Origin of the sequence: Pseudomonas sp. RA_15y_Pfl2_54 (assembly GCF_963971015.1) — a bacterium.
GTDB lineage: Bacteria > Pseudomonadota > Gammaproteobacteria > Pseudomonadales > Pseudomonadaceae > Aquipseudomonas > Aquipseudomonas baetica_A.
This window is the reverse complement of sequence record NZ_CAXAPN010000028.1, coordinates 15,288-29,310: the sequence shown is the minus strand read 5'-3', so window position 1 is coordinate 29,310 and position 14,023 is coordinate 15,288. Positions and strand designations below refer to the sequence as shown.

General features: G+C 56.6%; 4 protein-coding genes. 2 read left to right on the top strand and 2 right to left on the bottom strand.

Features of this window, described 5'->3' with window-relative positions:
• Positions 1-41 precede the first annotated feature (41 nt).
• Together AACY50_RS19775 and AACY50_RS19770 are read right to left on the bottom strand one after the other, a co-directional pair.
• Entirely contained in the window at positions 42-5,165 is a 5,124-nt protein-coding gene (locus AACY50_RS19775; RefSeq protein ID WP_339432868.1) for a dermonecrotic toxin domain-containing protein, read from the bottom strand.
• 193 nt (positions 5,166-5,358) lie between these two features.
• Positions 5,359-8,505: a transglycosylase domain-containing protein gene (locus AACY50_RS19770; RefSeq protein ID WP_339539029.1), complete on the bottom strand. Its 3,147-nt coding sequence runs from the start codon at positions 8,503-8,505 to the stop codon at positions 5,359-5,361.
• 322 nt (positions 8,506-8,827) lie between these two features.
• On the opposite strand from AACY50_RS19770, the gene AACY50_RS19765 reads away from it, so the two are divergent.
• A complete protein-coding gene (locus AACY50_RS19765) occupies positions 8,828-12,085 on the top strand; it encodes a hypothetical protein (RefSeq protein WP_339507970.1) in 3,258 nt (1,085 codons plus the stop codon).
• A 348-nt stretch (positions 12,086-12,433) separates the two neighbouring features.
• Positions 12,434-13,855 (top strand): amino acid permease, encoded by a 1,422-nt coding sequence (locus AACY50_RS19760; protein WP_339432871.1) that lies wholly within the window; start codon positions 12,434-12,436, stop codon positions 13,853-13,855.
• The last annotated feature ends 168 nt before the right edge of the window (positions 13,856-14,023 follow it).

The window sequence follows — 14,023 nt, the reverse complement described above, 5'->3', positions numbered from 1 at the left end:
AGTTGGCCAGCCCCGGGTTCAGGGCTGGCGCCTTGCGAGGGTCAATGGCCGATGCTGATCAACGCTTCGCGGGTCAATTGTCTGGACAGTTCGTTACGCGAATAACCGATATTGTTCAGCAGTCGGTCGTACCGCGCCTGACTCATGGCCTCGCCGCTGAAAATATCCGCGTGAGGAATGTTCAGTTGATCGGCCAGGGTTTCCATCTTTCGTATCAACGGGTTCATCTGCGTCTGGGCGTTGGCATTGGCGTACTCCGCCTGTGCCAGGCGCAACTCATCCAGCAGGCCCGGTTTTTCCTCGAACCGCAGATCATTGCGCTCATATTGTGTCGGATGGGTTTTGCGCAAATGGCGTTCCCAGAAATCATCCCCGTTGGGGTCAATCATGCCGTCGACCAGTCCGTTGCCGCTTTCGCGCAGCTTGAACGAGTCATAGGCCGCGTCGATCTTCGCCTGGGTAACGCCTGATCGCTGCTGGTAAAGCATGCCTTTTGATTGCCAAGGCAGCTCCAGCCGTTCCGCCAAGCCGGTTTCATAGGCCATATGGATTTCAAGATCATCCGGCGCGCGATTGTTCGACGGATCGATCAGATGCTGTTGCGCTTGACGGCCGATTTCTTCTCGAGCGATATCGCCGACGATGTTCAGGCGTGCGCGGCTGCGGGCCAGTCTCGCCAGTTTTTGGTCAAGCACAAGGGCCGAGGCCGGCTCGGCATAGGCCTTCGAGACCAGCACTTTGATGCCCATGGAGTTGAACAGATAGGCACCGCCGTCGCGGCAGCTATCGGGCTCTCGGGCTTGTTTGAACAGTTCTTCACGCAGGTTGGAATCCAGCGCGGCGGCATCGATCATTTCCCAGACACGTCGGGTCAGTTGCTGACGTGATTGCGCGTTTTGGTAATCGGCGGTTCGCCTCTGTCGGGCAATGACGGCAAAAAAATCTTCGGCGTCAGGCTCGGCCATCAGATCGTGCCAGGACTCTTCGCGGTACTTGCTCAAAGACGAGGAGGGACCAAACGCGTCAGGTTCACCGGGAAACGATTTCCAGTGGCTTAGCTCGTTTGTGGCCGCCGGAAAATCGGTCTGCACAAAGGCCAGCCCTGTGGATTGACGATAAGTGCCATAGCGTACCCGCTCCTCATTGGAAAGCCTGGCCGTGTTGAAACGCGCGCGACTGAGGATAAAGGCCTGATCGGAACCCGGTGTGACTTCGGGCAGGGTATTGATCGGCGTATGACGCATATCCAGCATGAAACCGCGGGGACGATGCTTGTCCACCGAGCCGACCTTGAACAGGCCTTCGGGCCAGGACTGGATATCGGTATTGGCCAGACTGAGGTCATTCAATCGATACATCCGCCCGACATCGGGTGGTTGGCGCAACGGGTTACCGTTCAGGGTCAGTGATCGCAGGCGAACCAGGCCGGCGAGCTGTTCATTTGAACGCACGGTCAACCTGATGCGGTTGTCGGTCAGGTCCAGACTCTGGAGGTGACGCATTTCTCCGATGGTGGGGGGGATCTGCGTCAGGTCACACTGACGCGCGCTCAATTCACGTAGCCTGGGGAAGCTGCCGAGCACGCCATCGGACGATGTCGAGAAACGCGTTTTATCGAGTTTCAGCGAAGTGATCTGGTCAAGGTGTTTCTTCATCCCGGGCCGCCTGCGCAGATCGCTCCACCAACGATCAAGGTTGGGCCGCGAAAGCGAGCTGGACAGGTCCAGCGAATAGCCTTGCTCTTGAGGGGGGCTGTGCTCGGCAAAAGAGTCGTTTTGACGCTCGAAGCACTCAAGCAGCCGTTCCTCGATATGCCGTCCGCCCTCCTGCATGTACTGCGTCGATACTCCGGGGATCGCTTCTCCCGACCCATCCACGTCGGGCGGGTAGCTTTCCCGCCAATTCTGCATCTCTGTGCGCAATTGCTCGCGTTCGCTTTCCAGGTGTTTGATCGTGTCAGCGGGATCGCCATTCTTGCGCAGCTTTTCGATGAACATCTTCGCCTGATGCTCAGACATTTTCGGGTACAACTTTCGGACTTTCTGTTCCGGTGTGTTTTGCGCCCAGGGCCATGGCCAGCGACCAGTCAGCGTTTCGGTTTCAACACTGGCCACCCGACGAATCGGTGGTTCGGCCATCACGCTGCGGCGCTCGGCCGGCTCGGCGGATGTTTCCATCAGCCACTGTTTGAGCCGTTGACCCTGACCTCGCCGGTATCCCGCTGCCTGCAGTTTTTCGTCAGGCAGGGCATGCAGGATCGACTCGTAGAAGTCGTCGGCTTCATGCAGCGTGCGATTGTTGGCGTCGAGCACTTCATAGCGGCCATGTTCGTCACGAACCAGACGTCTGACGGTGGTTGCATCATCCGCGCCGACGCTGCAGCGCAACGGGCCGTCGTAGCTGCCGTCGTGCACGTCTAAACGCACATCGGCAAAAGCGTCGGTGTGGAACTTGAGGGTGTTGAGCGCCAGTCGCTCGGTCTCCGGGAGCATCCATTGCTCTCGGAAAAAACCGTTATAGGCGCGGGCGGTGGATGCTTCGAAATCCAGCTCCCGCGCTTGCGCCTTGAGGCGCAGTGGCAAATGGTTTTCGTCGGCGATACGTTGCAACTCGGCCGGGTTCGCCAGGGCCACGACCTTCTCGGCCAATGGCAACGGGAGTTGCGGGAATGTTTTTTGTACGGCGCGGATATCGGCCTTGTTTGATTTTTCACCCACCTGATACAGGTAGTTGGAGACATCTTTGTGACGCGTGTCGACGGCATCGGCGAGCAGGTTACGCACCGCTGTTGCCCGATCGCTGAGAGGGACGTCACGACCGAGCAGTTGTTTGAACTCGTTATCGTCGAGAAAACGTGCCAACCGTTCCGGCAGTTTGCCCCAGGTGAGATCCGCAAGGCTGATGCTCAGGGTATCGGCATCCGCCGCATTGGCATCGCCGTACGTACGCACGTAACCCTGCAGGTCGGCGCTTTCATACACCTTCAGCGCCTTGGTGCGTGGCCAGCCTGGCTGGCTCGTCAGCAGCGGTTCGAACCAGACGGCCTGCGGGTCGATGGGGCGGCCATTGCGGATATTCGCACTGGCGACTTGGGCATCGTCGTAGGCACTGAAACGCTTGATGGTGTCGGTTAGCAGCGGCGGCGGTGCCGTGTTATCGATGTGCATTTGGCGCAGTTGGTTTTCGTGCGTGCCGCTGATCACACGGATCTGTTCGCGTTGCACCGGCGAAAAGCCTTCCACGCTGTGTCCGACACGACGCATCAACGTCGCAAAGTCCCAGTCGCGCGGGTTTTCTATTTCCTGCACCCAGGCACCGTGACCGTTGTGTTCGATGAACGGTTTATAAGCGTTTGGGCGTGTCGGGTGCTTGATGCGATGGGTCTTGGACGTCGGTTCGCTCGATGCTTTTTCGACCGCGTAGAGTTTACGTTCCAACAGCAAGATCCTTTCATCGCCGTACAAATGCAGGCCATGCTTGTCGGGTTTCGCGTCGGGTGCCAGGCTGATGTCGTTGCGCTCGTAAGGCTTGATGTCGGGATGCCAGAGGCTGGGTTTGCCATTGGGCAGTTTCACCGGTTTCATCTCGTCCACCAGCGATGACAGCTTGACGCGAACGACTTCGCCGATTTTTGCGCCCGAGGCAAAGGCTGCCAGTTGAATGATGTCTGTCACCACACTGATCAGATGCTCGCCGGCTTCCAGCGACTGCCCTTGGGCCAGATCGACAATCCCCTCGATAACGTCGGTGGCCAGTTGGTAAACGGTGTAAGCCAGCATCAACTGGCCCAGCACCGGTACAAACGGTGTGACGACCAACAGCGCGACGTTGAGAATGTCCGAGAGCATTTTCTGAAAATTTTCCCACCAGGCCCAGCGCGCCTTGCTGTCGGTGTCGGCGGTGGAGACGGCTAACTCCCGGGCATCATTCAGGATCTTGTTGAACTTTTGTTGATAGAGGTGCCGCCAGTAGTTGCCTTGCAACTGCACACGATCAAATTGCAGGTTCGGGTTGTCCACCGGGTCCTGTCGCCATGGCGGTTGTTGGTCGGTCGGATCCTGGCGCGGGTGATACCGATAAATGAACAGCCGTTGCTCCAGTTCGGCAAAGAAGTGCCCACGCTGCTGCTGATCGACGAAATCGCTGAAGAACTGGCGATACGTTTGCTTGGTTGACTCGATGTATTTGTCTTCGCGCAACTGGCGGGTCAATTCTTCCTTGAACGCCTTGAGCGAGTCGTACTCCTTGAGCGGATGATCCGGATCATGGGGGACATAAACGATCACGCGTCGAATCCCGCGGTTGTCGCGCACCGCATGGATGAGCAGCAGAATGCCGGTCAGCCGGGTGCCGAGAATCGACAGGTCGCAGCACAACATGGCGCGGCCATTGAGCAGCAGTTGCGGTTTGTCTTCGGCCAGGTTCAACAGCATTGTGCAGGTGTCGACCTGGATGTCGTTCTTGATCAAGGCCAAGTAAGCCGCGGCGGCGAGGGCGTCTTGCTGGCTTTGTATCACCCTGGTTTTCAGAACGGCTTCTGCCACCGGCTCGCCGGGCAACAGATACCTGTGCAAATGCTTTTTATAACGGGCGCCGATGTCCAGATCCCGGCATAGGGTCTGAAACTGGGCGATGGACATGCTGTGTCTGATGGGCAAGACGTCGAACAAACCGCGTTCATCGGGTTTGCTGATGTACTCCGAGCCGCGATCAACCGTTTCACTTTTGGCGAAGTTGTGTAGCGCGGCTTCCAGCAGGGAAACCGTTCGACTGGTCACTGCACCCGAGAGCTTGATCGTGTACCAGGGCTGGTCTTTGGGCATGTACAGGCGCAGGTAGGTTTTCTTGACATCGAGATTCAGGCCATGGCGCCGTTTGATTGCGGCCTTGAGCAACGGTTCGGCGAAGGCGTGCAGATCGGTTTTCGCCAGCAGGTGGTCAACCGGGTTTTGCGAGGCCCAGGCCTTGAGATTGGCGGCAGCGAGTTTTTCCAGCCAGGTGTCTGGCGCCGTCAAGTACCAGGGTTCGATCTTCAGTGGCACGGCTGCCAACGCTTGGCCCCGTGCGACGGTGGCGCCTTTGAAACTGTCGCTGACGGCAGACTTGATGAATTCGTAGTGCCGACCTTTTTCTGCGTTTTCGACAGACTCGGGTATGGGAGACATGGCCAATCATCCTTGATTGTTTGAGGAGTGATCAGCCTACCGGCGCAAGGCCAAAACAAAAGTTCAAAGTTCAGGAAGCAAACGGCGCTACGGGGCATCAACCCGACGAAAATTCGAATTCGAAAAATACATAAGTACCACCCGCCGTGAAGAAAAAACGTCACGCTGAATCGGAAACGACTGACACGATTTGTTACCTCGTCTTCAGGCGTTCCGGATTGATCATCGCAACGTTTGTGCTCTGTGCAGGGTGGCATTGCAAGTCGCTGCCCGGTTGCAGATACGGGGTGAGGAACGGTGCCATGCCCTTGAGTACCTGTACTGGCAAGGCTGAAGTGAATTTGAAGTTTTCTGCCGAAGGCCCCGGAACGTACGCGGTGAGGGTGCCGAAATGGTGATCGCCGATGTAGAACACGAAGGTCGCCGTGCGGTTGATCGACTTCGAACTGAGGATGCGTCCGCCCGAACCGATGGCCTCGATGCGGTTATCGCCTGTACCCGTTTTGCCGCCCATGGCCAGCGGACTGCCATCGGCCAGTTTGAAACTGCCGGCAACACGTTTGGCCGTACCGGCGTCGACCACCTGTGAAAGCGCTTCGCGCATGGCGGTGGCAACTTGCGACGGCATCACCCGTTTGCCGACATGCGGGTCATTGATCAGCCGCGTTTCATACGGCGTGTCGGCAGCAAAGTGCAGGCTGTCGATGCGCAGGGTCGGCATGCGCACGCCATCGTTGAGAATGGTGCCGATCAACTCCGCGAGCGCTGCCGGACGGTCGCCTGAACTGCCGATGGCGGTGGCCAGCGACGGCACCAGATGATCGAACGGATAGCCGACTTTTTTCCAGCGCTGGTGAATCTCCAGGAAGGCTTCGATCTCGAGCATGGTGCGGATGCGGCTGTCGCGCGCGCCCTTGTGCTTGCTCTTGAACAGCCAGCTATAGACTTCCTGGCGTTCGAAGTGGCTGGCTTTGACGATCTGACTGAACGTCGCGTCCGGGTTGTTCAGCAGGTAACCCATCAGCCACAGATCCAACGGGTGAACCTTGGCGATGAAGCCCAGGTCCGGGAGGTCGTAGCGGCCCGGGCCATAAGCGTCATAGAGCCGGATCAAGCGATCGTCGGTGAGTTTTACAGTGAGCTTGGCGTCCTTGAGGTGCGAGCGCACGAAGCGGTTGAAGTCTTCCTGAGTCGCGTTCGGCAACAGGTAACGGTGTACGGCGGCCATGCGGATCGGGGTCGGGCGCATGCTGTCGAGGAAGGTTTCGAGCCGCGCCTGGGTGTCTTTGTTTCTGTACCTCTTCCAGAACTTGAGCAAGAACGTTGTACCTTCACGGTCGGCAAAGCTCGCCAGGTATTCCTGACGCCTTGGGTCGCGGTCGTCCTTGAGCAGTTCGGCGCTGCTGTTGGGACCGGAGTAAGTGGTGTAACGCACCACATCGCGCATCAGACGAATGAACGGCAGGTTGATCGACTCGCGCAGGGCGTCGCGCAGGGTCGGCATGCGGCCGTTGTCTTCCTTGCGAAAGTTATGAAAAACGTGCAACCCGCCACCGGTGAAAAACGCCTCGCCGGGGCTGGCCGAGTATTTGCGATCCAGCGCTGCACCAAGCATTTTCGAGAGGTCGTGGTCCTTGTTCTGGATCAGGTAATCGATGGCCCATTGGCTGAGGCGATCCTGGTCGGGGACGTCGACCTTTTTCAGTTCCGGCACGCTCAGCGCACCGTACTTGTCGTGCAACTCGGCGATGATTTGCAGGTACGTGGTGAGCACACGCATCTTCGCCGTCGAGCCCAATTCGAGTTTGCTGCCTTCGTTGATGTCGAAGGGCTGGTCGGTGCTGTCGGTCTGCACCCGCACTCGCGAGCCGTCGGGGGTGAGTTCGAGCAAGGTGAAGCTGTAGCGCACCTGAGCAGTGCTGACAGGCGTCAGCAGCCGTTCACCGAGCAGGCCGATTTCAGCGGCGTAGGCCGGGTCGGCGAGTTTTTTCAGGTAAGCGGTGACCTGGGTTTGCAGGTCGCCTTGCAGCGTGCTGGTGGCCGAGAGGTCGAGGCGGTCAAGGTCGTACAGCGAACGATTGAGCATCGCGGCCAGGCGGCTACGAGCAGCGTTGATACCTTTGTTGGTTTCAATCGGCTGAAGAGTCGGCTGGGTCTGCCAGTCACGATAGCTGACCTGGCTGGCCAGTGCGGCATCGGCGAGTGCGCTGTCGATCACGCCGTTCTGCTTGAGCAGGCGCAAATGGCTGTCGGTGAGATCGGCGAGTTCTTCGTGGCCCTTGTTCAGGTAATGGGTGGGACGACGCTGGGCGATCATCAATGACAGCATTTCACGCAAGGCCAGGCCTTTATCAGCCATGGTTTTCGGGTCGGTCGCCGGGCTGTTCAACTGTTCGTTGGCCTTGTTGAAGTCGCTGCCGTACCAGACCCGCAACCCTTCGGCCATGCCATGCACTTCACCGTGGCCCGGCACAGCCGACAGCGGCACGCTGTTGAGGTAGTCACGAACGATGTTCTGCCGCGCGGTCAAGGTTTGCGGGCCGTCCTGATAGGCGCGCACGCTGGCGGAGATCATCTGGCGAATCTTCTCGGCGCCGGACACCGTCAGGCCATCGGGTGAGTGCCGGTATTTTTCAAGTTGCGTCGCCAGCGTGCTGCCACCCGCCGATTGCCCGGGCAAGTGCAGCAACTTCGCCACTTGCGACCACGCGGCCATGCCGAACCTGGGCCAGTCCACCGCCGGGTTGGTCATCGGTTGCCTGGGGTCAAGCAGAAAACGGTTTTCAATGAACAGCAGGCTGTTGACCACCGCCGGCGGAATCGCCGCGAAACTCGAATACAGTTGCTGCGGATAGTTGTACTGATACAGCGGCGCGGCGCGGCAGTCGGTGATCGAGAGGCCGGCCTGAGTCTTTTCCGCATAGGGCACGAACATGCCCTTGCCGGTATAGCTGAGCAGCGCCGGCGAGAAACGGGTCTGCTCGGTGATCACGTAATCGCGTTTGAGCAGGCGCGGCAGGAGTTCATCGAGCGAGCTGTAACCCAGACGCAAATCGAAGGGCCCATTGCCGGGGTATCGAATCGCTTCGCTGGGGCCTGGTTCAAGCTTGTAGGTCAGTGAGGCTGCGTAGCGGCTGAGTTCACGGGCCTGGAAACGCGAGGTGCGCATTTCCCTGGCCGCCGCCAGCCCGACCACGATCAGGATAATCAGCAGCAACAGCCAGAAAGCCTTCCACCCATGCCGGTTGCGGCGGTTTTTTTCAGGGACAGGCGCTTCGTCATCCACACGGTCAGTCGGAACCACGGCTTTACTCGAATCGGTTTGCCACAAAGCGCCCATAGTCGATTGATCCATTCACGCAGATTGATCGGACTTGTCTGAAGCTTAGACGGTGGTGGGCGACAGGAGGGAAATTGTGCAGCGACACGGACCAAGAGGCTCGATGAAGGTGCCGGACTTCAGGCGGGCGCTTGCGACTTTTTGTGGTGCGTGAGTGCAGGAGGAAGTTGCTGATTGTTAAAAGGTTATTCAAGTAAGCTGAAGTGTGTAAGTAGATGGTTCTTTTGTTTGGTCATGCATACGATTAGTAACGGTTTTCGGTTTTTTATTTAAAGGTGCCTGTTGTTTACTTTTGCTTCGTTTATTTATCAAGGAAGATTGTATGATCGAAGCAAATGATGTCGTCGTGGATGCTGTTCCGGTGTCTGACAGTTATGAATATGAACTTGAGTCTGCAAGGCAGGAAGCTGAAGATATCTCGCCGTCCGCACTTGGCGACTTTGGCGGAGCCTTGTCCTGGCCGATTCCATTGAGTACTGATCAGCAGCACGAAGTGCTGAATGCCGTTCAGCTTTATATCGAAGGACTTGATGAACTATGGAAACCAGGCCAGCAACTGCTGGAGCATTTGTACCTGAATCATCCGCTTGACAGTGAAACATTAGGCAATCCTGCCAAGGCACTGGAAACACTCATTGCCAGCGCTTGCGGCCAGGCGCTTGGGCTGGCGGTACAAACCCGTTTGAAAGGCATTTCCACGGACGTCAGCATCAATGAATACGCACTGGCCGCCATTCAGTTGAATCTTGACCCGCTGTCTATTGAAAACACTCAACGCAACAGCGTCGCGGGGTTCGATCTGGCCAGTCGTCAACATTGGGGGAAACCGGTTTCGGCGGTGTTCAACAAACTACGTGAACACTTGATCAAAGAACTCATCAGCAGCCCTGAAATGGCCGGGTTAGGCGCGTACGCCTTGTTGGCAAGGAATGCCCCTCTGTTCCTGATCAAAGACATCCCGGACGGCGTCAAGTATGGCGGTCCGGCGTGGTTCAACCTGGCCGTTGCCGCTGCGACGATCCAAGCTCAATGTCCGGGCAAGCTCGCCAATATGACCTTTGCCCAGGTCATGATCTGTGCTGAACATGCTGCCATGACCGATCCGACCGTTACCCGGTATGCCCAGACAATTGCTCTGATCGATTGGGGCGTTGTCCATGTCGCCTTGGAAAAGAAAGACGATGAACGCTACACCGAAGTAGAACTTGGCGAAATAAAAGAACAGTTCAATGCTCAAATGATCGACCGGCTCAATACGCCGGTGTTATTGAAGAGCGTGTTTCAAAGTCGCAAAAGCATTGCGTTGGCCGGGCTGGAAAAGGAATTTAACAAAGACTTTCCGTTTGAAAAAGCCGCGCTTGAATGGGACAGCTCGGTAAAAGTGTTAAGTCATCTCGCGCCCGTGCCGAGCGATGTGCTAGGGCCGCAGGGCAAGTACTCGTTGCTGGACGTTGCAATGATGGATGGCAATTATCGATGGAAATCCAGCGACAAACTTCTGAACGCTGTCATTCACGACATCAACGAACTGAACCTTCGCGTGCGGGAGACTTTCAGGAAGCAGTTTGCAACGACGCTGAGCAACCTCAAGGAAGGCGCCCGGTTAACCGTAAAACACCTGATATCCGAGTTGTCGCTGGATGACCGAGAAAACCTCGAATATGGAAAGATCGATTTCTATCAACACAAGACCTACAAGCTGAGTACGAGCTTTTTTGGCAGGAGCCTGACCTACACCAGTCCGACACTGACATTGAGAGTCGAGCGCGGAACGGAAAAAAAAGTAAGCGTGTATCACATTGATTTAGGGGCCGACTCGATCACAAAAAGTGGTTCTGACCCTGCTCAAGTGGCAGAACGAACCAACGTGAATGTTCCGAGCACCGTGTACACCACCGAACCCTTTTATGTCGCTGACAAATCGGTCGCTGCGAAGCTCAAGCAAGTAAGCGCGACGCAGGCCTTGCCTCCGAAAAGCTACTCCAGCGAGAGAACCCTGACGATTGCCAATGCCTTCGTTGAGCATCTTGATTACGACAGCGAGAAGATTCTGAACGCTGCTGAAGGTCAGACGACGTATGACAAGGAATGGGCGGCCATGAAATCCCGCGTGGAGTTTTTGCTCAACCTGATTCCCTTCAAATCTGCCGTTACCCATTTTGTAGAAGGCAAACATCTAGACGGAGCCATTGATCTGTTCCTCGACGTATTGGGATTCGTCACTGCTGGCCTGGGTGCCGCAGCCAAGTTGGCACAAGTGGGGGGCAGGACGGCTTCGGCAATCAGCAAAGCGCTCAGGATAGCGAAAATAATAGGGGCCGTTGTCATCAGCGAACTTAATCCGGTGAGTGGCATAGCGGCAGGTGTGCAGCTACTGGGTCGGGGGATCAAGTTCGTGGGCGTTAAAGGGCTGCACCAATTGAACAGACTTCGGGCGTCTGCGAGCGGGTATGACGTGCTGCTCGGAGTCAGTAAGGCGCACGGGCCGACAGTGCTGGGCACCTTCAAAGTGGGTGAGCAAAGTATCGAGGGCGTGGGGGTATTGAAAAATGACAATTGGCACCAGTACAACCTGGACACCCGCAGGCTTTATGGTCCGCCGGGCAATTTCACGCCTCAACGTTTCTGCTGGGGTGGAACCTTGGGCAGTGAGGCAAAATCCCGTGTCTATTTGAATTTTCATAACAATGTCGAATTTGCACGGAACAAGAATAATCTTCGAGCTTTTGAACGTGGTTATACGCAAGGGAATGTAATCGCAATCGATGGCTACACTCCTGGAATGAAATTTGATGAATTGATTGAGTTGGTATCAGAGCCTGGTCTCAAGCCTGAAGAAATAGGGGCTTTGACAAAAGAAATAAAAACAAAAATTCTCAGCGACGCTCGTTATAGTTCAAACCTTCTTGCCATGGATTTGAAAGGTTTGGCTGTCGAGGTGGTTCCTGTTTCGCAGGGGCTGTATCTGGCTCACGTCAATATGGTCTCCAGAGGTGAGTGCGCAGGACTCTCAAATGCCATGGCCTACGCTATTCATCACGGAAACGAAGACATACTGCTTAAAAATATTCCCAGAGCTGCCCTGGCGAAAGAGGCGCCTGAATCCACCAGATTTATCTCCGACATGACGGAGTTTCACAATACGGTGAACAATAAGGAGTCTTTTCATATGGGCGCAGCCAAGACGAAAATGGACGCCGACGAAATTATCGATGCACTGGAAAGTTCTCCTGATTCGAAAACACTCAGGCTGGCCTCCAAAGATCATGCAATGCTTGCAGGTATAAGAGTCAGGAACGGTAGACCAGAGTGGTTCTTTTACGAGCCTAACTCTGGATTTGCGAAGTTTGCCAGCCCCGACGCCATGAGACAGGGCATGCATAAGGTACTGGAAAGCGGAGCGCTGGCCGCGACGTTAAACACCTATGGAAGAAGGCGTGGTGGTCGTGACTTCAACGTCAGTGAATTTGATCCCGCCGATATTGATGGCGGTTACATTAGCCGCCACCGCGTCGAGCATCTTTCGTCTGTTGAATTGCCTGATCCAGAAGAACTGGTCGCGGTTCAGACTCTCCATTAAAGCGTTTGCCAAGGTTCCCGGAGCTGGATAAAAACGCCAGACGAAAAGACGATGCACCAAGGTTGTGCAATACTCGCCGCCGTTTTCAGTGGCGAGTTTTCCTACATTTGCCAGTTGATCCGCCGGGTCTACTGGCATTCTTGCGACAACTCCCACTGAATCTTGTGGTTTATAGAGTGAAAAGACCTGCGACAAGGTTTTTATACTGACGCCCCGCTGATCTTGCAGGCTGTCCTGCAAGACGCGTTTGCCCACGAAGCAGACGCGGTTTTCAACGAGCCAAGGCTAATCGGCCGACGCTTGAACACTCGGTGGCCATATCCAATAACAAGACGAGGTTGCACCCCTATGCCAGTTGGCAATCACCTGCCTCACGGCGAAACCGCTCAGGGCGGTCCGCTTAAACGCGAACTCGGCGAACGGCATATTCGCCTGATGGCCCTCGGAGCCTGTATCGGCGTCGGTCTGTTTCTCGGTTCGGCCAAGGCCATTGAAATGGCCGGCCCGGCGATCATGCTCTCCTACATTCTTGGCGGTCTGGCGATCCTGGTGATCATGCGCGCCCTTGGCGAAATGGCCGTGCATAACCCGGTGGCCGGTTCGTTCAGCCGCTACGCGCAAGACTACCTCGGCCCGTTGGCAGGCTTTCTCACGGGCTGGAACTACTGGTTTCTGTGGTTGGTGACGTGTGTCGCGGAAATCACTGCCGTCGCCGTGTACATGGGCATCTGGTTCCCCGATGTGCCGCGCTGGATCTGGGCCCTCGCGGCGCTGATCAGCATGGGCTCAGTCAACCTGATCGCGGTCAAAGCCTTCGGTGAGTTCGAATTCTGGTTCGCCCTGATCAAGATCGTCACCATCATCGCCATGGTGATTGGCGGCATCGGCGTTATCGCCTTCGGTTTCGGCAACGACGGCGTTGCGCTGGGGATTTCCAACCTGTGGAGCCATGGCGGCTTTATGCCAAACGGTGTGCAGGGTGTGCTGATGTCCCTGCAAATGGTGATGTTCGCCTACCTCGGCGTCGAGATGATCGGCCTGACCGCAGGCGAAGCGAAGAACCCGCAGAAGACCATCCCCGATGCGATCGGCTCGGTGTTCTGGCGGATTCTGCTGTTCTACGTCGGCGCGCTGTTCGTGATCCTGTCGATTTACCCATGGAACGAAATCGGCACTCAGGGCAGTCCGTTCGTGATGACGTTCGAGCGTCTGGGCATCAAGACCGCAGCAGGCATCATCAACTTCGTGGTGATCACGGCGGCATTGTCGTCGTGCAACGGCGGTATCTTCAGCACCGGGCGCATGCTCTATAGCCTGGCGCAGAATGGGCAGGCCCCGGCCGGTTTTGCCAAGACGTCCAGTAACGGCGTGCCGCGTCGCGCATTGCTGCTGTCGATTGGCGCACTGCTGCTGGGCGTATTGCTCAACTATCTGGTGCCGGAAAAAGTCTTCGTCTGGGTGACGTCGATTGCCACTTTCGGCGCAATCTGGACCTGGGTGATGATCCTGCTGGCCCAGCTCAAATTCCGCAAAGGCCTGAGCGCCAGCGAACGTGCCGCCCTCAAATACAAGATGTGGCTGTACCCGGTCAGTTCGTACTTTGCGTTGGCGTTCCTGGTGCTGGTGGTCGGCCTGATGGCGTACTTCCCCGACACCCGCGTGGCGCTCTATGTGGGCCCAGCATTCCTGGTGGTGCTGACGGTGTTGTTCTACGTGTTCAAGCTGCAACCGACCCAGGTGTCGCAAGGCGCGGTGCGTTCGGCTTCGTAAGTGAGGGACGTTGAAACGGCGAAGCTCCGGTCGAGAGATCGGGGCTTTTTTTATTGGGGCGGCGCGGTCGCTGCACGGATGAAATACGTATAACCGTTGGTCGGAATAACCCTCGTACCTGTAATTTCTGACAGTAGACCGCCCCTGCGCCATGGCCTAGCTTGAAGA

Bases quoted from the DNA above. Each gene is read 5' to 3' on its own strand.
- AACY50_RS19760 (WP_339432871.1), top strand. From the start codon at position 12,434: ATGCCAGTTGGCAATCACCTGCCTCACGGCGAAACCGCTCAGGGCGGT.
- AACY50_RS19765 (WP_339507970.1), top strand. From the start codon at position 8,828: ATGATCGAAGCAAATGATGTCGTCGTGGATGCTGTTCCGGTGTCTGAC.
- AACY50_RS19770 (WP_339539029.1), bottom strand. From the start codon at position 8,505: ATGGGCGCTTTGTGGCAAACCGATTCGAGTAAAGCCGTGGTTCCGACT.
- AACY50_RS19775 (WP_339432868.1), bottom strand. From the start codon at position 5,165: ATGTCTCCCATACCCGAGTCTGTCGAAAACGCAGAAAAAGGTCGGCAC.